This window comes from Massilia agri (genome assembly GCF_024753255.1).
Classification (GTDB): domain Bacteria; phylum Pseudomonadota; class Gammaproteobacteria; order Burkholderiales; family Burkholderiaceae_D; genus Telluria; species Telluria agri.
Genome location: NZ_JANUHA010000005.1, coordinates 22,686 through 41,244 on the forward strand (window position 1 = coordinate 22,686; position 18,559 = coordinate 41,244).

At 65.6% G+C, this 18,559-nt stretch carries 16 protein-coding genes; 9 read left to right on the forward strand and 7 right to left on the reverse strand.

Features of this window, described 5'->3' with window-relative positions; translation table 11 throughout:
• Positions 1-25 precede the first annotated feature (25 nt).
• The 5 genes from ptsP to NX780_RS08770 all read left to right on the forward strand — a co-directional run bounded on the left by ptsP (position 26) and on the right by NX780_RS08770 (position 5,594).
• On the forward strand, positions 26-1,780 hold the full coding sequence (ptsP, locus tag NX780_RS08750; RefSeq protein ID WP_258827482.1) for a phosphoenolpyruvate--protein phosphotransferase: 1,755 nt from the start codon (positions 26-28) through the stop codon (positions 1,778-1,780).
• A gap of 53 nt (positions 1,781-1,833) precedes the next feature.
• Complete coding sequence (gene metX, locus NX780_RS08755) at positions 1,834-2,997, forward strand: homoserine O-succinyltransferase MetX (RefSeq protein WP_258827483.1); 1,164 nt, start codon at positions 1,834-1,836, stop codon at positions 2,995-2,997.
• Entirely contained in the window at positions 2,994-3,611 is a 618-nt protein-coding gene (gene metW / locus NX780_RS08760) for a methionine biosynthesis protein MetW (RefSeq protein WP_258827484.1), read from the forward strand. The genes metX and metW overlap by 4 nt, the downstream gene beginning before the upstream one ends.
• Before the next feature lie 136 nt (positions 3,612-3,747).
• Positions 3,748-4,644, forward strand: coding sequence for a M48 family metallopeptidase (locus tag NX780_RS08765; RefSeq protein WP_307732729.1), 897 nt, complete (start codon positions 3,748-3,750; stop codon positions 4,642-4,644).
• The gene (locus NX780_RS08770; protein ID WP_258827486.1) at positions 4,644-5,594 is read left to right on the forward strand and encodes a pseudouridine synthase; all 951 of its coding nucleotides are present in this window, start codon (positions 4,644-4,646) and stop codon (positions 5,592-5,594) included. Before NX780_RS08765 ends, NX780_RS08770 begins: the two co-directional genes overlap by 1 nt.
• On the opposite strand, the gene NX780_RS08775 is transcribed toward NX780_RS08770, so the two are convergent.
• Positions 5,591-8,527 carry an Ig-like domain-containing protein gene (locus NX780_RS08775; RefSeq protein ID WP_258827487.1) on the reverse strand — a complete coding sequence of 979 codons (2,937 nt, stop codon included), beginning with the start codon at positions 8,525-8,527 and terminating at the stop codon, positions 5,591-5,593. The genes NX780_RS08770 and NX780_RS08775 overlap by 4 nt on opposite strands.
• A 208-nt stretch (positions 8,528-8,735) precedes the next feature.
• Entirely contained in the window at positions 8,736-9,506 is a 771-nt protein-coding gene (locus NX780_RS08780) for an exodeoxyribonuclease III (protein ID WP_258827488.1), read from the reverse strand.
• Between the two features lie 214 nt (positions 9,507-9,720).
• On the opposite strand from NX780_RS08780, the gene NX780_RS08785 reads away from it, so the two are divergent.
• A complete protein-coding gene (locus NX780_RS08785; protein ID WP_258827489.1) occupies positions 9,721-11,112 on the forward strand; it encodes a PAS domain-containing protein in 1,392 nt (463 codons plus the stop codon).
• Between the two features lie 164 nt (positions 11,113-11,276).
• Positions 11,277-11,939 (forward strand): orotate phosphoribosyltransferase, encoded by a 663-nt coding sequence (pyrE, locus tag NX780_RS08790; RefSeq protein WP_258827490.1) that lies wholly within the window; start codon positions 11,277-11,279, stop codon positions 11,937-11,939.
• Here the strand turns inward: pyrE and NX780_RS08795 are convergent, their stop codons facing one another.
• Positions 11,940-12,659: a hypothetical protein gene (locus NX780_RS08795; RefSeq protein WP_258827491.1), complete on the reverse strand. Its 720-nt coding sequence runs from the start codon at positions 12,657-12,659 to the stop codon at positions 11,940-11,942. It lies immediately after the preceding gene.
• Between the two features lie 75 nt (positions 12,660-12,734).
• The gene (locus NX780_RS08800) at positions 12,735-13,385 is read right to left on the reverse strand and encodes a glutathione S-transferase family protein (RefSeq protein WP_258827492.1); all 651 of its coding nucleotides are present in this window, start codon (positions 13,383-13,385) and stop codon (positions 12,735-12,737) included.
• Positions 13,386-13,438: 53 nt separating this feature from the next.
• On the opposite strand from NX780_RS08800, the gene NX780_RS08805 reads away from it, so the two are divergent.
• Positions 13,439-13,717 (forward strand): hypothetical protein, encoded by a 279-nt coding sequence (locus NX780_RS08805; protein ID WP_258827493.1) that lies wholly within the window; start codon positions 13,439-13,441, stop codon positions 13,715-13,717.
• A 65-nt stretch (positions 13,718-13,782) separates the two neighbouring features.
• Here the strand turns inward: NX780_RS08805 and gatB are convergent, their stop codons facing one another.
• The 3 genes from gatB to gatC are packed head-to-tail and all read right to left on the reverse strand — an operon-like array spanning position 13,783 to position 17,082.
• Positions 13,783-15,243, reverse strand: coding sequence for an Asp-tRNA(Asn)/Glu-tRNA(Gln) amidotransferase subunit GatB (gatB, locus tag NX780_RS08810; protein ID WP_258827494.1), 1,461 nt, complete (start codon positions 15,241-15,243; stop codon positions 13,783-13,785).
• Positions 15,244-15,272: 29 nt separating this feature from the next.
• Positions 15,273-16,748, reverse strand: coding sequence for an Asp-tRNA(Asn)/Glu-tRNA(Gln) amidotransferase subunit GatA (gatA, locus tag NX780_RS08815; RefSeq protein ID WP_258827495.1), 1,476 nt, complete (start codon positions 16,746-16,748; stop codon positions 15,273-15,275).
• Between the two features lie 34 nt (positions 16,749-16,782).
• Entirely contained in the window at positions 16,783-17,082 is a 300-nt protein-coding gene (gatC, locus tag NX780_RS08820; RefSeq protein ID WP_258827496.1) for an Asp-tRNA(Asn)/Glu-tRNA(Gln) amidotransferase subunit GatC, read from the reverse strand.
• 321 nt (positions 17,083-17,403) lie between these two features.
• Between gatC and NX780_RS08825 the strand changes: the two genes are divergently transcribed.
• Positions 17,404-18,447 (forward strand): rod shape-determining protein, encoded by a 1,044-nt coding sequence (locus NX780_RS08825; RefSeq protein ID WP_036247668.1) that lies wholly within the window; start codon positions 17,404-17,406, stop codon positions 18,445-18,447.
• Positions 18,448-18,559: the final 112 nt, after the last annotated feature.

The window sequence follows — 18,559 nt, forward strand, 5'->3', positions numbered from 1 at the left end:
AACGCCCCGCCACACGGGACCCTCGATGGCATCGTTCACGCTCCACGGCATTCCGGTTTCGCGCGGCATCTCGATCGGCCGCGCCCACCTGCTCACGCCGGCCGCGCTCGACGTCAAGCACTACCTCGTCCCGGAAGAGCAGGTCGAGGCGGAAGTCAAGCGCCTGCAGGATGCCATCGCCGAAGTCCACCGCGGCCTGCAGGCCCTGTGGACCGAGCTGCCCAAGGACGCGCCGACGGAGCTGGGCGCCTTCATCGACGTGCATGCCCTGATCCTGTCGGACCCGATGATCTCGGAAGCGCCGCTCGACATCATCCGTTCGCGCCACTACAACGCCGAATGGGCGCTGGTGACCCAGATCGACGAGCTGTCTTCCCAGTTCGACGAGATCGAGGACGAGTACCTGCGCGAGCGCAAGCACGATATCCAGCAGGTCGCCGAGCGGGTGCTGAAGGTCCTGATGGGCACCGCGCTCGCCATCCCGCCGGTGTACGAAGGCGAAGACCAGGCGCCGCCCTCGATGATCGTGGTGGCCCACGACATCTCGCCGGCCGACATGCTGGCCTTCCGCGACCGTTCCTTCGCCGGTTTCGTCACCGACGTCGGCGGCCAGAACTCGCACACGGCCATCGTCGCGCGCTCGCTCGACATCCCGGCCGCGGTCGGCATGAGCCAGGCTTCGCGCCTGATCGAGCAGGACGACTGGGTCATCATCGACGGCGATGCCGGCGTGGTGATCTGCAATCCGAGCCAGCTGGTGCTGGAGCAGTACCGCGCGCGCCAGGCCGCCCTCACCAAGGCCCGCAAGCGCCTGCTGAAGCTCAAGAAGACCCCGGCGGTGACCAGGGACGGCACCCCGATCACCCTGCTGGCCAATATCGAACTGCCCGACGACTGCCCGGCCGCGCTGGACGCCGGCGCCAGTGGGGTGGGCCTGTTCCGTTCCGAATTCCTGTTCATGGGCCGCGGCGCGACCGTGCTGAAAGTCCCGAGCGAAGACGAGCAGTTCGAGCAGTACCGCAAGGCCGTGGTGGCGATGAAGGGCAGGCCGGTGACGATCCGCACCCTGGATGTGGGCGCCGACAAGCCGCTCGACCCGACCGAGCACACGGCGCTGAACCCGGCGCTGGGCCTGCGCGCGATCCGCTACTGCCTGGCCGAGCCCCAGCTCTTCCTGACCCAGCTGCGCGCGATCCTGCGTGCCTCCGCCTTCGGCAAGGTGCGCATCCTCATTCCGATGCTGGCGCACGCCTTCGAGATCGACCAGACGCTTTCCATGATCGAGCAGGCCAAGGCCCAGCTTCGCGAGGAGGGGATCAAGTACGACCCGGCGGTGGAAGTGGGCGCCATGATCGAGATCCCGGCCGCCGCGCTGGCGCTGCCGATGTTCGTCAAGCGCATGGATTTCCTGTCGATCGGGACCAATGACCTGATCCAGTACCTGCTTGCGATCGACCGGGTCGACTACGAAGTGGCGCACCTGTACAATCCGCTGCACCCGGCGGTCCTGATGCTGATTGCCCAGACCATCGCCACGGGCCAGAAGGCGGGCCTCGACGTCGCCGTCTGCGGCGAGATGGCGGGCGACGCCAAGCTCACCCGCCTGCTGCTCGGCATGGGCCTGCGCGAATTCTCGATGCATCCGGCGCAGCTGCTGGCGGTGAAGCAGGAAATCCTGAACAGCGACCTGGCCGCCATCACCAGCCGCACGCGCCGCATCCTGCGCTCGATCGAACCGAACGAGATCGCCGCCGCCGTGGAGCAGCTGCAATCCCTCTGATTTACCCGGCGCGGCACGTCGCCGCGCCATACAAGAACACGCGAACACCATCCATGGGATCGATTGGAACAGTCACACCGCAGGCGATGCACTTCGCCGAGCCGCTGCGCCTGCAAAGCGGCGCCAGCATCGGCGACTACACGCTGATGTATGAAACCTACGGGACCCTCAACGCCGACAAGTCGAACGCGGTCCTGGTCTGCCACGCGCTGAACGCCTCCCACCACGTGGCCGGCACCTATGCCGACAAGCCCAAGAGCCAGGGCTGGTGGGACAATATGGTCGGCCCGGGCAAACCGGTCGACACCGACCGCTTCTTCGTGATCGGCGTGAACAACCTGGGTTCCTGCTTCGGCTCGACCGGGCCGATGCACACGAATCCGGCCACCGGCAAGCCCTACGGCGCGGCCTTCCCGCTGCTGACGGTGGAAGACTGGGTGAGCGCCCAGGCCCGCCTGGCCGATCGCCTGGGCATCGAACAATTCGCCGCCGTGATGGGCGGTTCGCTCGGCGGCATGCAGGCGCTGTCCTGGAGCATCATGTTCCCCGAGCGCCTGCGCCACTGCATCGTGATCGCCTCGACCCCGAAGCTCTCGGCCCAGAACATCGCCTTCAACGACGTCGCGCGCCAGGCCATCCTGACCGACCCGGACTACCACGGCGGCGACTTCTACGAACACGGCGTGGTGCCGAAGAACGGCCTGAAGGTGGCGCGCATGGTCGGCCACATCACCTACCTGTCCAACGACGACATGGCGGAAAAGTTCGGCCGCAAGCTGCGCAACGCGGCGGAGAAAGACGACTACGCCTTCGACTTCGGCGTCGACTTCGAGATCGAGTCCTACCTGCGCTACCAGGGCGACAAGTTCTCGGAATACTTCGACGCCAACACCTACCTCCTGATCACCAAGGCGCTCGACTACTTCGACCCGGCGCGCGCCCACGGCGGCGACCTGACCAAGGCCCTGTCCGGCACGCAGGCGCAGTTCCTGATCGCTTCCTTCACCACCGACTGGCGCTTCTCTCCGGAGCGCAGCCGCGAGATCGTCGAGGCCCTGGTGTCGAACCGCCGCAAGGTGAGCTACGCCGAGATCGACGCGCCGCACGGGCACGACGCCTTCCTGCTGGAAGACCCGCGCTACATGGCCGTGGTGCGCGCTTACTACGACCGGATGGCGGAGGAACTGAGCGGTGAACTGACCGGAGCTGCGGCATGAATTTCGACGACCTGAACTCCCTGCGGCCCGACCTGGCCTTCATCGCGCACTGGGTGCGCGAGGGTTCCCACGTGCTCGACGTCGGCTGCGGCGACGGCGCCATGCTGCGCTACCTGGAGCTGGGCAAGGGATGCACCGGCTACGGCGTCGAGATCGCCGACGACAAGGTGCTCGAGAGCACCCAGCGCGGCATCAGCGTGATCCAGCACGATATGGAAGAGGGCCTGGACCTGTTCCGCGACAACGCCTTCGACATGGTGCTCTGCCTGTCCTCGCTGCAGATGATGCAGCACGTCGAGGCGCGCCTGCGCGACATCGTGCGCGTGGGGCAGGAAGCCATCGTGTCCTTCCCCAACTTCGCCTACTGGCCGCACCGCGTGGCCCTGATCCGCGGCCGCATGCCGGTCTCGCGCTCGCTGCCCTACCAGTGGTTCGATACGCCGAACGTGCGCTATGCGACCATCCACGACTTCAAGGACCTGGCCGAGAAATGCGGGCTGGAAGTACTGGAATTCGTGGCGCTGGCCGAGGGCAAGGTGGTGACATTCCTGCCCAACCTGCGCGGTAGCCTGGCGGTGTTTCGTTTGCGCAAGCGCGTCGGGGTGACGGACTAAGCGCGCTTATGTGCGGTGGCGGCTTGTCGAGTCGTCCGCCATCCACGATCATCTGCGCTATTGTGCATACACTTGCCGCCACTTTCTTTGGAGATAGTGCTGCTAAGAACAGGCTATCGTTGACGACATGAAAAAAATGAAGCATCTGGCAGTCAGCCTTTCCCTGCTTGCCGCATTTGGAACGGTGAGCGTCGGCGATGCCGTCGCGCAGAATGACCGCAATACGACGGTCCAGGATGGCATCGAGGTCAGGCCCCTGTCGCGCCTGCGCAAGCTCGTGCCGACGGAACAGCTCAACGAAGCGGCCGCCCAGCAATACACGCAAATGATGAGCCAGGCGCAGCAGAAAGGCGTGCTGCTGCCGCCTTCGCATCCCGAGGTGCAGCGCCTGCGCAACATCGCCAGGCGCATCATTCCGCAAACCGCACGCTGGAACCAGGAGGCGACCCAGTGGCAATGGCAGGTCAATGTCATCGACTCGAAGGACGTCAACGCCTTTTGCATGCCGGGCGGCCGCATCGGTTTCTTCACCGGCATCCTGACCTCGCTGAAGCTGACCGACGACGAGGTGGCCGCCGTGATGGGGCATGAGATCGCCCACGCACTGCGTGAGCACAGCCGCGAGAAGATGGGCAAGCAGATGGCGACCAACGGGCTGGCCCGCCTGGGCGGCGCCCTGGTGTCGGGTATCTTCGGGGTCGATCCGGGCATCACCGGCACGATCGCCGGCTACACCGCCCAGTTCGCCGGCCTGAAGTTCTCCCGCGACGACGAGCGCGAGGCCGACCTCGTCGGCCTGGACATCGCGGCTCGCGCCGGCTACGACCCGCGCGCCGGCATCGCGCTCTGGCGCAAGATGGCGGCGCTCGACAAGCGTGCGCCGATCGAGGTGTTCTCGACCCACCCGGGCGGCGAGTCCCGCATCGCCGACATGGAATCGCACATGAACCTGCTGCTGCCGGTCTACGCGCGCGCCAAGGGCACCACGGCCGCCAAGCTGCCGCCTTACCGGACCAACGTCGCATTGCGTTAATGGGGGGTAGCAGGAAGGGCCACCAGGCCGAAGCCAATGCCTACGTGCCCTTGCCGACCCGCGAGGGCGTCGCGCCCAGCTATCTGTGGCTGACCGAAACCCGCGCCGGCGGCATGCTGCGCTTCCTGGTGGAGCGTTTTCCCGACGTTTCCGAGGCCGCCTGGGCCCAGCGCCTGGCGCGCGGCGAGATCGTCGACGCCAAGGGCGTGCCCCTGAACGCCGACAGCCACGTGCGCCAGGGCATGCGCATCTGGTACTACCGCGAACTGGAAGCGCCCGAGACGCCGATTCCCTTCAAGGAAAGCGTGCTGCACCTGGACGAGCACCTGCTGGTCGCCGACAAGCCGCACTTCCTGCCGACCATCCCGACCGGCCGCTTCCTGCACGAGACCCTGCTCGTGCGCCTCAAGAAACAGTTCGACCTGCCGCACCTGACCCCGATCCACCGCCTCGACCGCGAGACGGCCGGCGTGCTGATCTTCTCGCACAATCCCGCCTCGCGCGGCGCCTACCAGTCGATGTTCCAGAAGCGGGTGGTGAAGAAAGTCTACGAGGCCCTGGCGGGCCCCATCGAGGGACGGGAATTCCCCTTCACCTACCGCAGCCGCATGCAGGATGCGGAGCAGTTCTTTGTCAGCGAAGAAGTGCCGGGCGAGCCGAATTCGGAGACCGTGGTGGAGCTGATCGCGCGGCGCGGCGACGTCGCTCACTACCGCCTGCATCCGCATACCGGACGCAAGCACCAGCTGCGCCTGCACCTCGCGAGCCTCGGCGCGCCGATCCTGAACGATGCTTTCTATCCGGTGGCGCTGCCTTGCAAAGGCGACGACTTCAGCGCGCCTCTGCAGCTGCTGGCGCGCTCGATTTCCTTCATCGATCCCCTGAGTGGGGACGCGCGCCGCTTCGACAGCGGCTTCCGGCTCGACTGGCCGGACGGGTCAGGCGCTTAGAGATCGAAGGTCCATTCCGGCGTGCCGACGAAGACGGCCACGTTGCCCGCCAAGTCCGCGATGGCGCTGCTGTTCATTTCCAGCTTGAAGCGGCCGCTTGCGGCGACGTCCAGGCTCAGGACCGATGCAGCGCCACCGGCGCCACCCCCGAGCGCCCAATTGAAGCTGTCGGCGTCGAAGTGTCCCACGTTAGCGTCGTTTTGCTTGAGCTGGAAGAAGCCAGCCGGCGTGAAGTCGACATCCTCATCAAAGCTCAGTTCGAACTCCTTGCGCGACTGGTTTGCCAGTGCGCTGAGCAGTTCGGGCGCCATGGTGTCGATGCGCACGCCGAGCGATTCGGAAGAGCCGACTGCATGCCCGTCCGCGTCCAATTCCCGGATCGCAATGCTGTAGTCGCCGTCCGCTAGCCTGCTGCTGGTGATGCGCCAGTTGCCCGACGCGTCGGCCTCGATGCGGCCTTTCTCGACCCCGTTTGCGTACAGCACGACGACCCGGCCAGGCACGGCGCCGCCGCCGGTGAACGTCGGGGTGTCGGTGTTGGTGATGTCGTCGTGGTCGGACAGGCCGCTGTCGCTGGCGGCGTCCAGGTCCGGCGTGTCCATTGAAACAGGCGGCGCGCTGTGGTCGACCGTGAACGTGATTGGCGCGGAATCCCCGCTGACGTTGCCGGCCTGGTCGATCTGGCGAACGGTGTACGTATGGCTTCCTTGCTCCAGGGGCGCACCAAACAGGGCGGTCCAGTTTCCATCGGCATCGGCGCTGCCGACGCCGACGACGGTCTCGCCGGAGATGATTTTGATATCGGCATGGGCTTCGGCGCCGCTGCCGGTCAGTGTCGTGCCGCCGGTCAGCACGGGCGCCTCCAGCGCATCCGCGCTGTAGTCGATGGTGAGCGCATAGGAAGTGTCGCTGCTCTCGTTGCCGGCGCGATCGGTCTGCACGATCCTCAGGTTGTGCGTGCCTGCCCCGAGTTCGCTGTCGATACCGATCTCCCACTTGCCCGACTCGTCCGCCCTGATGCCGCCAAGGCAGGTGCTGCCTTCATAGATGCTGACCCAGGCCCGTGCTTCGGCGATGCCCTTCAGGGTCGGGGTGCGATCGTTGGTGATGTCGTCGTCGGCGATGCCGGAATCGCTGCCGGCGGCGAGCGAGGGCGTCGCCGGCGCGTCGGGCGCCTCGGTGTCGACCGTGACGCCGACCGGCAGGTAGCCGTAGCCAAAGCCCATGTACTCGTGGAGGCCGTCGAAGACGATATGCGCGCCTGTCAGCGGGTTGCCGGCGAGGTCTTCGATGTTCTCGATCAGCATCGAGGCATCGGTGATGGTCAGGTTGCCGATGTCCGTGTCTTCGCCCTCGACCGTATAGGTGAAGGTCACCTCGTCGCCCTCGATGGTATCGACCTCGGCGCGGCCGCCGTTGCTCAGTTCGACCGACAGGATGGCGTCCGAAGCCTGGCGGATGGCCTCGTCGAACTTCACTCGGAAGGTGATCGTGTCGTTGGCCTTGAAGAAGAAGCGGTCGTCGATCCGTTCGCCGGCCACCAGTACATGGGTGGCGGAGGGGCCGGTAAGGTCAACCGCGCCGGTGTGGAAGCCGATGAGCGGGTCGGCCAGGCTGTTGCCGGCGTAGTCGGTCAGGCCGTCCGGCAGCCTGAGTTCGTAATGCTTGCCTGTCTCGAGCTCGAGCTCGGACGGGTCGAGGGTCAGGACGTCGCCGCCGCCGATGAAGGCCGAGGCGTCGATCCAGACGTCGCGCACGGTGCCGTCTTCCGGGCAATACACCGAAACGGACATCATGTCGCTTTCCATGTTCGCCCAGTACAGCGTTTCCGTGAACGTGATGACGATGTCCTCGGTGAGCGGCAGCGCAGCGGTCTCGCTCGGCCTGGCGTCGATTTCCGGCGCCACCGTGTCCACGGTGACGGTGGTGCTGTAGGCGGCGCTGGTGTGATCGCCATTCTTCACATGGACCGTGACGGTGTTCGCGCCTTCGTCGAAGTAGGGGCCTTCCTCGCCGTCGCCCGGCGAGTAGGACCAGGTCCAGGGCGAGCTCTCGCGCACGACGTCGATGTGTGCCGAATCCACCCTGGTCCCGTTGATGAAGAGCTCGATGACGTCGCCGTCGTCCAGGCCGCCGTGCAGCTCGCCCTGGAGATAGGGTGTCGTGCTATTGATGAGATTGTCCTCGCGCGAGACGCCGGAATCCCACGCGGGACCGGCCAGCGAGATCCAGGGATTGACGAGCGTATCGACGGCATAGGACGGCGAGGTGGCCGTGCCGCTGCCGTGCACGCCGGGCGCGGTCTCGACTTTCGTCAGGTCCAGGCGCAGCACGTTCTCGGCGTCGGCCACGCTGGTGCTCCTGGTCAGCACGACTTTCCAGATCCGGGGATCATCGGTGCCGGTGACGCTCAGCACCGACGCGTTCTCGGCGCTGAAGGCGCTGGCGTCCAGGCTCGCCACCGACTGCGACAGGGTGACGTAGACCTCGATGTCCTGGCCGGCCTTGAGGCTGGTGTTCTCGAAGGCGAAGCTCGCGCTCAGGCCGGATGGCGCGGCGGCGACGTCGAAGGCGACCTGGTTCGGAACGGTATAGCCGGCGAAGGGACTGCCTCCGCTGGTGAGGGTGCCGGCGCCCATGAAGATGCTGTAGTGCTTGCCCCCTGCCAGGCCGGCGGCGTCGAAGCTGACGTGGCTGCCGTTGACCGTGACCTGGCTGAGCGGGATTTCCTTGGTAAAGGTAGCGCCGACCACGCGCAGCTTGGGTTCGCCGGTAGCGCGGTCGATGACGGTCTGGACGGCCCCGTCGGTGACGAAAATGCTGCCGCGTCCCTTGGCCATCGTTGCCGAGAAATTCAGGTCGATGTGGGTCACGCCTGCGGTGGTCGACACCGTCTTGGCGAGCAGGGTAGGGGACGAAGAGGAGGCAGTCATGGTTTCTTAATATTCTGTCAATTGAACATTCTGATTAGAAACTTACCAGACGGATAGTATCAAGAAACCCATTTAGCATTTCGCCAAACAAAGGGGAATGCTGCAATTTCGCATCATTTCACGGGCGAATCCCCCCGGCATGGGGGGCAGGTTTCAGAAGCAAAGCTAATAGATGACGATATATCTATTAGCTTAGCTTATGGACCGATCAGAGATCGTAGTCGATGATCAGCGGCGCGTGATCGCTGAATTTTTCGTCTTTATAGATCGACACCGTTTTGGCGGTCGCCGCGATACCCGGGGTGGCGACGTGGTAGTCGATGCGCCAGCCGACGTTCTTCGCGTAGGCCTGGCCGCGGTTGCTCCACCAAGTGTAGTGCTCGGCGTCCGGATGCACCTTTCGGTGCACGTCGACCAGGCCGATCTCGTCGAAAATGCGCGTCATCCAGGCGCGCTCTTCCGGCAGGAAGCCCGAATTCTTCAGGTTGCCTTTCCAGTTCTTGAGGTCGATTTCCTTGTGGGCGATGTTCCAGTCGCCGCAGATCACCACCTCGCGGCCCTCGGCCTTGAGCTCCTGGAGGTGCGGCAGGAAGACCTCCATGAAGCGGAACTTGGCCTCCTGGCGCTCCGGCGAGGACGAGCCGGAGGGGCAGTAGACGGAGATGATGGTGAGGTTGCCGAAATCGCAGCGGGTGTAGCGGCCCTCGGCATCGAACTCGAGGCAGCCGAAGCCGATGCGCTTGTTGTCGGGCGCGCTGCGGCTATACACGCCGGTGCCCGAGTAGCCCTTCTTTTCGGCGTAGTGGAAATGGCCGTGGTAGCCGTGCGGGGACAGGAATTCCTCGGTCATGTCGGCTTCCTGCGCCTTCAGTTCCTGCACGCAGATGTAGTCGGCGGACTGGGTGGCGAGCCAGTTGAAGAAGCCCTTCTTGTGGGCCGAACGGATGCCGTTCAGGTTGGCGGAAATAATTCGTGGCATGGATCGTGTGAAGTGAAGATGGCGGCCGGCTTGCGGCCCGGTGCATCCAGCAGTGTAGCCGGTTTTGTATCCTCCAGGAACGTTGATGCCGGTCGAAAATCGTTAAGAAAATTCTGACGTGCAATATGTTACGCTTACCTCCTCATCATTTTAACAATTCCCGGTTGCCTGTACGCTGGATGGGCGCCGCAACACGCACCCCATTCCACAGGCCATGGATATCGATAACCGAAGCGCACTCCCTGACGGCGATGTTTCCCACACCGTCCGGTTCTATGCCGACGAGGCCGCCTTGATGGCCGAAGTCGCCGGATTCGTCGACACGGCGCTGGCCGCCGGCGGCGCCGGCATCGTGATCGCCACGCCGGCCCATTGCGCCGATGTCTGGCGCCTGCTGGCCAACCCCGGCCGCGTGCGCTTTCTCGACGCCGAGCAGACCCTCGCGGACCTGCTGCTGGACGGCTGGCCCGACGAGGCGCGCTTTCGCGCGGTGTTCGCGCCTCTGCTGGAGTCCGCCGCAGGCAGAGGTCCCGTGCATGTGTTCGGCGAGATGGCCGCGCTGCTGTGCGGCCAGGGGCGCTACCAGGCGGCGCTGCGGCTCGAGCAGCTGTTGAACGGCCTGGGTGCGGACTACCGCTTCGCGCAGTTCTGCGCCTATCCCTGGCGCCTGTTCCCGGACGCGGCCCAGGCCCAGGTCTTCGAGGATATCTGCGCCGAGCACGGGCGCGCCTGCGGCAGCACGGTGCACGGCGCGGACCACGACCTCACAGGGCGCTCGCTCGCAGGGGCGCGCCGCGAACAGAAGACGGTGGCGCCGGTCGGCGCCGGGGCCGCCGCCGAGGGCCTGCACCACGTGGCCCCCGACGGCACCATCCTGTGGGCCAACCGGGCCGAGCTGCAGATGCTCGGCTACCGCTGGGAGGAATACGTCGGCCGCCACATCGCCAATTTCCACGCCGACGCCGAGCTGGTCGACCTGATCCTCGACACCATGCTGTCGGGCGGCGTGCTGGCCGACCAGCCGGCGCGGCTGCGCTGCAAGAACGGCGCCATCCGCCACGTGCAGATGAGGTCGAGCAACTTTTTCGAGGATGGCAAACTGCGTTACAGCGTTTGCATCACGCGTGACGACACCGAGCGCAACGAAAGCGCCGCCGCATCGGCGCAGCGCGACAGCTTGCTGCTCGAGGCCCCGGTGGCCGTGGCCCTCCTGATGGCGCCGGACCTGCGCTTTCGCCTCGCGAACCGGCACTTCTGCGAACTGTTCGGCCAGCGCGAACTGGTGGGCAAGCGCCTGGTCGAGGCGCTGCCGCAGCTGCGGCATGGCACGCTCGAAGCGGCGCTCGAGCATGTGTTCGAAAGCGGCCACTCGTATTGCGATGAAGCGCTGGCCCTCGTCCTGCCCGATGCCGGCGGCATGCCGCTCGAGCGCTTCTTCAAGATCAACCTCGAGGCCGTGTACAACGACGGCGGCGAGCGCCATGGCGTGATGGCCGTGGCCGTCGACGTGACGCAGGCGCGCAGGCGCCGCGCGGGCGGGAGGCAGGCGCCGCCCGTGCGGACCGCCGCCTGCCAGGGCGGGCGCCCCGGGGCCGGCGCGCAATGATCCGTGGGGCCGCGGACCCGGCGTATTGCCGCGTCAGGCGGACCGGGCGCGCAGCCGGGCGGCCGGCTTCGAACGCCACCTGGTCAAGCCGACCAGCCCGGACGAGGCGGCGCGGGTGGCGGCCGGTTTACAATAGGCGTTTTTCGAACCAACAGGAGAAGCACGTGAGCGATCTGCGCCAGGAATTTATTGCATTTTCGGTCGAGGCCGAGGTATTGAGGTTCGGCGAGTTCACGACCAAGGCTGGCCGCCTGTCGCCCTACTTCTTCAACGCCGGCCTGTTCCACGACGGCGCCACGCTCGGCAAGCTGGCCCAGTTCTATGCCCAGACCCTGCTCGATTCGGGCGTGGCCTTCGACATGCTGTTCGGGCCGGCCTACAAGGGCATCACGCTCGCCAGTGCGACCGCCGTGGCCCTGGCCGCCAAGGGCCGCAATACCTCGTTTGCCTACAACCGCAAGGAAGCCAAGGACCATGGCGAGGGCGGCACCATCGTCGGCGCGAAACTGGCAGGCAAGGTCGTCATCATCGACGACGTGATCTCGGCCGGCACCTCGGTGCGCGAGTCCGTCGACATGATCCGCGCAGCGGGCGCCGAACCGGCCGCCGTGCTGATCGCGCTGGACCGCATGGAGCGCTCCGGCAAGGACGGCGCCCTGTCCGAACACTCGGCGGTGCAGCAGGTGTCGCAGGAATTCGGCATCCCCGTGATCGCGATCGCCAACCTGGATGACCTGTTTACTTACCTCTCGAACGGCGCGGCCAGCGCCGACCTCGGCGCCCACAAGGACGCCGTCGCTGCCTACCGCACGCGCTACGGGGTCTGATCAGTCGGGTTCGATCACCACGAAAGACCGTGCGCGCTTGATGCCGTCCGGCTTCCAGGGAGGATTGATCACGCTGATGTTGCGCACATTGAAGCGCGCAAACCCGTCGAGCGAATAGGTCCAGCCGAGCACATTGGGATCGGCCAGGTAGCGCGCCTGGTAGCGCTCCTGCTGGCCCAGCGTCGCCAGGTCTTCGCGCACGCCCAGCCAGCGCAGGTAGGCGACCTCCTTTTCGCCGGTGGCCTTCATGGAATGCTCGAGGTCGTCTACGAAAGACTTGCGCTGCGCGGGCGGCATCGCGTCGACCATCTTCTGCATGTCCGGGTCGAACTGGTATTGCCCGCTGCTGGTGCCGCCGTGGTAGCCGATCACCGCGAAATTACTGACTACCTTTTGCCGCCCTGCGGGGAAGACATAGTTAGCGCAGGAGGACAGGCAGAATTCCAGCACCTTGATGTCGAGCTGGCGCTCGCGCACCCAGCGCCCGAGCGCCATGCCGAGGTTCGGCTCGCCGCCCTTGCTGCGGATCGACAGCACCGTCGGCTTGATCGCCAGGCTGTCGTAGAGCGCGAACAGGCGCTTGTTCGCATCCGCGTCCATGCCGCCGACGTAATTCAGTTCGCCATTGTCGAGAAAGACCTGGGTCGTTTCGGGGGCGGATCGTGCATGCGGACTGGCGAGCAGGGAAAGCAGGACGAGAAAAGCAGCGTGGCGCATCAAGGGCTTTCGAAAAAGGGATCTGACGATTATAGACAGCCGCCGCCCCCGGAAATGTCACCGATGTCCACCACCACGTCATGCCGCCTGTGACGTCTGCGCATACAACGCCAGCTGGTCGGCCAGTGCCTTCCTGAAGGCTGGACGTTCCATGCAGCGATCCCGGTAGGCGCTCAGCCTGCCGAAGCGCTCGACCAGGTCCATGCCGTCCAGCAGGCGCAGCACGGTGCACATGAGGATGTCGGCCGCGCTGAATTCGCCCGCCAGCCAGTCGCGGCCCGCGAGCCACTCGTCCAGGTCGCGCAGGCGCTTGAGCGCCATCGCTTCCGCCGAAGGGCGGGCGCCGGCCACCCAGTCCTCGCCGGCGTGGAACAGGTCCAGGGTCACGAGTTCGGCCAGGTAGGGTTCCACCGAACTGAGGGCCGCAAACATCCACACCGTCACCTGCGCGCGGGCGTGCGCATCCTGCGGCAGCAGAAGAGGGCAGCGCTCGCCCAGGTGCAGCAGGATCGCGCCGGATTCGAACAGCGTCAGCTCGCCATCCTGCAGCATCGGGACCTGGCTGAAGGGCTGTTCCTTGCGGTAGGCGGGCAGCGCCGCCTCCTCGAATGCAAGCAAGCGCAGCTGATAGGGCAGGCCCGCTTCCTCCAGGGCCCAGCGCACCCGCAGGTCGCGCACATAGCCGGCGGCAAACGACGGCACGCTGCGGAAAGTAGTCAGGGTAAGCATCTCGTCTCCTCCTTGTGGTGTGATGAAGGCTCGCCTCGAAGACCTTCGCGGACGTGAAGAAGGATGGCGGCGACTACCAGCTGGCGGTCCAGATCTTCAATCTGCAGTATCCGATGTTCGGCGTGTCGATGACCTCGAAGATCGAGATCGGCTGGACCCTGAAGCGCGCCGATAACGGCGCCGTCGTGTGGCAGGAAGCGATCACCACCGAGCACACCACCGGCGGCACCGAGGCCTTCGTGGGCGCCGAGCGCCTCAAGATGTCGATCGCGGGCGCGATCCGCAAGAACATCGCCACCGGCCTGCAGAAGATCTCGGCCCTGAGCCTGTGATGCGCTGAGACGCCAGGCGAAAAAAAAACCGGAGCATGCTCCGGTTTTTTTATTGGGCGGGCGGATTAGCCTGCCAGCTTCTTCTTCAGCAGCTCGGTCACCTGGGCCGGGTTGGCCTTGCCCTTCGAGGCCTTCATGGCCTGGCCGATCAGCGCATTGATCGCGGCTTCCTTGCCGGCGCGGTACTGCTCGACCGACTTGGCATTGGCGGCCAGGACTTCGTCGACGATGGCTTCCAGCGCGCCCGTGTCCGAGATCTGCTTCAGGCCTTTCTGCTCGATCACGGTGTCCGCCAGGTTGGCATCATCCGACCTTGCTTCCCACATGGCCGCGAACACTTCCTTGCCTGCCTTGTTCGAAATCGTCCCGTCGGCGATGCGCTTGAGCAGCAGGGCCAACTGGGCGGCGGATACCGGCGAGTCATCCAGCTCCACGCCTTCGCGGTTCAGGGTCGACGACACGTCGCCCATCATCCAGTTCGCGGCGGCCTTGGCGTTTTCCTTGCCGGCTGCGGCCACCACGGCTTCGTAGTAGGTCGCCATGGCCTTGGAGGAGGTCAGCACCAGGCTGTCGTACTCCGGCAGGCCATACTCTCCGGTGAAGCGCGCGCGCAGGGCGCCCGGCAGTTCCGGCATCTCGCCCCGGATGCGCTCGATCCAGTCCTGGCCAATGACGAGCGGCGGCAGGTCCGGGTCGGGGAAGTAGCGGTAGTCCTGCGCGTCTTCCTTGGTGCGCATGGAGCGGGTTTCTTTTTTATCCGGATCCCACAGGCGGGTCGCCTGGATCACCTTGCCGCCGTCTTCGATCAGCTCGATCTGGCGCCGCACTTCGTAGTGGATGGCTTCTTCCATGAAGCGGAAGGAGTTCAGGTTCTTGATCTCGCAGCGGGTGCCGAATTCCTTCTGGCCCATCGGACGCACCGAGACGTTGACGTCGCAGCGGAAGGAGCCTTCCTGCATGTTGCCGTCGCAGACGCCCAGCCACACGACCAGCGAGTGCAGGGCCTTGGCATAGGCCACGGCTTCCGCAGCGCTGCGCATCTCGGGCTCGGATACGATCTCGAGCAGCGGCGTGCCGGCGCGGTTCAGGTCGATGCCGCTCATGCCGGCGTAGTCCTCGTGCAGCGATTTGCCGGCGTCTTCCTCGAGGTGGGCGCGGGTCAGGTTGACGGTTTTCGTCTCCAGCTTGCCGTCCTTCTCGTAGGCGAAGCTGATGGTGCCGCCCTGGACCACCGGGTCTTCGAACTGGCTGATCTGGTAGCCCTTCGGCAGGTCGGGGTAGAAGTAGTTCTTGCGGGCGAAGACCGACTGCGGCGCGATTTTCGCGCCCACGGCCAGGCCGAAGCGGATCGCGCGCTCGACGGCGCCGCGGTTCAGGACCGGCAGCACGCCCGGCAGCGCCAGGTCGACCGGGCTGGCCTGGGTGTTGGGCTCGGCGCCGAAGCGGATCGAGCTGCCGCTGAAGATTTTCGAATTGGTCGTGAGCTGCACGTGGTTCTCAAGACCGATGACGACTTCCCATTGCATGATGTGTTCTCTCTTTTTCTGTGCGGGGCTCAGACGCCTTCCGGCGCGCGGGTATGCCAGTCGGTGACCTGCTGGTACTGGTGCGCGATGTTCAGCAGCTTCGCTTCGGCGAAGTAGTTGCCGATGATCTGCAGGCCGACCGGGCGCTTGGCGTTCTTCTCGCCGGCGCCGAAGCCGCATGGGATCGACATGCCCGGCAGGCCGGCCAGGCTGGTCGACAGCGTGAAGATGTCGGCCAGGTAGTTCGCCACCGGGTCGTTGGCCTTGCTGCCCAGGTCCCAGGCCACGGTCGGGGCCACCGGGCCCATGATGACGTCGCACTTGTCGGCAAACGCCGCCTGGAAGTCGTCCGCGATCAGGCGGCGGATCTTCTGGGCCTGCACGTAGTAGGCGTCGTAGTAGCCGTGGCAGAGCACATAGGTGCCGACCATGATGCGGCGCTGCACCTCGCGGCCGAAGCCTTCGGCGCGGGTTTTGCGGTACATGTCTTGCAGATCCTTGTACTCGCTGGCGCGGTGGCCGTAGCGCACGCCGTCGAAGCGCGACAGGTTCGACGACGCTTCGGCCGGGGCGATGATGTAGTAGGTCGGGATCGACAGGGCGGTCTTCGGCAGCGAGATGTCCACCAGGGTGGCGCCCAGTTTCACGAACTGCTCCAGCGCGGCGCGCACGGCGCTTTCCACGTCGGAGGCCAGGCCTTCGCCGAAGTATTCCTTCGGCACGCCGATGCGCAGGCCGTTCAGCGGCTTGTTCAGGTCGCGGGTATAGTCTTCCGCCACGTTGCCCTGTTCGACAGTCAGGCTGGTCGAGTCGCGCTCGTCGAAACCGATCATGTCGTTCAGCAGCAACGCGCAGTCCTCGGCGGTCTGGGCGATCGGGCCGCCCTGGTCCAGCGAGGAGGCAAAGGCGATCATGCCGAAGCGCGAGACGCGGCCGTAGGTCGGCTTGATGCCGGTGACGCCGCAGAAAGCGGCCGGCTGGCGGATCGAGCCGCCGGTGTCGGTGGCCGTGGCGGCCGGCGCCAGGCGCGCGGCGACCGCGGCGGCCGAGCCGCCCGAGGAGCCGCCCGGCACCGCCAGCGGATCCCAGGGGTTCTTCACCGGGCCGAAGGCCGAGTTCTCGTTGGCCGAGCCCATCGCGAATTCGTCGAGGTTGACCTTGCCCAGGGTGACCATGCCGGCCTTGCTGAAGCGGTCGACCACGGTCGCGTCGAAGGGGCTCTCGTAGTTGGCCAGCATCTTCGAGCCGACGGTGGTGCGCCAGCCGCGGGTAACAAAAATGTCCTTGTGCGCGATCGGCACGCCGGTCAGCGGGCCGGCGGTGCCGGCGGCGATGCGGGCGTCGGCGCTGGCGGCTTGCGCCAGGGTGCGTTCGCGGTCCAGGTGCAGGAAGGCGTTATGGCTGCTCGCTTCGATGCGGCCGAGGTAGTGGCTGGCGAGTTCGACGCTCGAGACCTGCTTCGATTGCAGGAGCGCGGACAGCTCTTTGAGGGTCTTGTTGTGCATGTGCGTTCTTCTGTTTTAAGCGGTGCGGCGCTGGTTATTCAATGACCTTCGGGACCAGGTAGAGGCCGTCCTGCGCCTTCGGCGCCGGCGCCTGGTAGTCTTCGCGGCGGTTCTCCTCGGTCACCACGTCGTCGCGCAGGCGCAGCGGCAGGGCCATGATGGCGGCCAGCGGCTGTGACAGCGGCGCGACACCGCTCGTGTCCACCGCCTGCATCTGCTCGGCCAGGGCGAAGATGCCGTTCAGCTCGGCCAGCGCGGTTTCCGCGTGGGCCTCATCCATCTCGAGCTGGGCCAGGTTGGCGATGCGTTTTACGTCTGAAAGTGTCAGGGACATGGCTGGGGGCGCGGCGCGGGCCGCGTGCAAAAATGTGGTTGGGCTAATAATGAAAGTTGGCAAGAGGTCAGCCAACGGCGCGCTATGGCTGATAAAACCTTGGTAACACCGTCGATCTCGCCTCGGAAATGGGGGGTAAAACCACCCGTTTTCAGCATTTAATCGACAAATTATAAGGTAGAATGGCGGGCTAATGCGCTGTCGGGCTGAAAGCTCGCCCGCCGCAGGAAAGACCGCGATGCATGATTCACGGCAGGTGCAGGCGCGGCGAAGACAACCCGATCAATTTTCACGCGCACCCGGTGCGCAATCAGGACACCCATGTTTGGTTTTTTACGCAGCTACTTCTCGAATGACCTGGCGATCGACCTCGGCACCGCCAACACCCTGATTTACGTGCGCGGCCTGGGCATCGTGCTGGATGAACCCTCGGTGGTGGCAATCCGCCAGGAAGGCGGCCCGAACGGCAAGAAGACCATCCAGGCAGTCGGCAAGGAAGCCAAGCAGATGCTGGGCAAGGTGCCGGGCAATATCGAAGCGATCCGTCCGATGAAGGACGGCGTGATCGCCGACTTCACCGTGACCGAGCAGATGCTCAAGCAGTTCATCCGCATGGTCCACGACTCGAAATTCTTCCGCCCGTCGCCGCGCATCATCATCTGCGTGCCCTGCGGTTCGACCCAGGTCGAGCGCCGCGCGATCCGCGAATCGGCCCTCGGCGCCGGCGCCTCGCAGGTCTACCTGATCGAAGAGCCGATGGCGGCCGCGATCGGCGCCGGCCTGCCGGTCTCGGACGCGACCGGCTCGATGGTGGTCGACATCGGCGGCGGCACCACCGAAGTCGGCATCATCTCGCTGGGCGGCATGGTCTACAAGGGCTCGGTGCGCGTGGGCGGCGACAAGTTCGACGAAGCCATCGTCAACTACATCCGCCGCAACTACGGCATGCTGATCGGCGAACAGACCGCCGAAGCGATCAAGAAGGCCATCGGTTCGGCCTTCCCGGGTTCGGAAGTCAAGGAAATGGAAGTCAAGGGCCGCAACCTGTCCGAAGGCATCCCGCGCTCGTTCACGATCTCGTCGAACGAGATCCTGGAAGCGCTGACCGACCCGCTCAACAACATCGTCTCGGCCGTCAAGAACGCGCTGGAGCAGGCGCCGCCGGAACTGGGCGCCGACATCGCCGAGAAGGGCATGATGCTGACCGGCGGCGGCGCGCTGCTGCGCGACCTGGACCGCCTGCTGATGGAAGAGACCGGCCTGCCGGTGCTGGTGGCCGAAGACCCGCTGACCTGCGTGGTGCGCGGTTCGGGCATGGCGCTCGAGCGCATGGACAAGCTGGGTTCGATCTTCTCCTACGAATAAGCCTGTAGCGCGCCGATCTCACCGCGGGCAGAGCGCACGAGTGCGCGTCTGCCCGCAGTGATATGGGCGCGCGCCGCATTTACCTGAACCAGACGCCAGACAGGACGCCAAC

Excerpts from the sequence above, each read along its gene's own strand:
- ptsP (WP_258827482.1), top strand. The coding sequence starts at position 26 with ATGGCATCGTTCACGCTCCACGGCATTCCGGTTTCGCGCGGCATCTCG.
- metX (WP_258827483.1), top strand. The coding sequence starts at position 1,834 with ATGGGATCGATTGGAACAGTCACACCGCAGGCGATGCACTTCGCCGAG.
- metW (WP_258827484.1), top strand. The coding sequence starts at position 2,994 with ATGAATTTCGACGACCTGAACTCCCTGCGGCCCGACCTGGCCTTCATC.
- NX780_RS08765 (WP_307732729.1), top strand. The coding sequence starts at position 3,748 with ATGAAGCATCTGGCAGTCAGCCTTTCCCTGCTTGCCGCATTTGGAACG.
- NX780_RS08770 (WP_258827486.1), top strand. The coding sequence starts at position 4,644 with ATGGGGGGTAGCAGGAAGGGCCACCAGGCCGAAGCCAATGCCTACGTG.
- NX780_RS08775 (WP_258827487.1), bottom strand. The coding sequence starts at position 8,527 with ATGACTGCCTCCTCTTCGTCCCCTACCCTGCTCGCCAAGACGGTGTCG.
- NX780_RS08780 (WP_258827488.1), bottom strand. The coding sequence starts at position 9,506 with ATGCCACGAATTATTTCCGCCAACCTGAACGGCATCCGTTCGGCCCAC.
- NX780_RS08785 (WP_258827489.1), top strand. The coding sequence starts at position 9,721 with ATGGATATCGATAACCGAAGCGCACTCCCTGACGGCGATGTTTCCCAC.
- NX780_RS08800 (WP_258827492.1), bottom strand. The coding sequence starts at position 13,385 with ATGCTTACCCTGACTACTTTCCGCAGCGTGCCGTCGTTTGCCGCCGGC.
- gatB (WP_258827494.1), bottom strand. The coding sequence starts at position 15,243 with ATGCAATGGGAAGTCGTCATCGGTCTTGAGAACCACGTGCAGCTCACG.
- gatA (WP_258827495.1), bottom strand. The coding sequence starts at position 16,748 with ATGCACAACAAGACCCTCAAAGAGCTGTCCGCGCTCCTGCAATCGAAG.
- gatC (WP_258827496.1), bottom strand. The coding sequence starts at position 17,082 with ATGTCCCTGACACTTTCAGACGTAAAACGCATCGCCAACCTGGCCCAG.
- NX780_RS08825 (WP_036247668.1), top strand. The coding sequence starts at position 17,404 with ATGTTTGGTTTTTTACGCAGCTACTTCTCGAATGACCTGGCGATCGAC.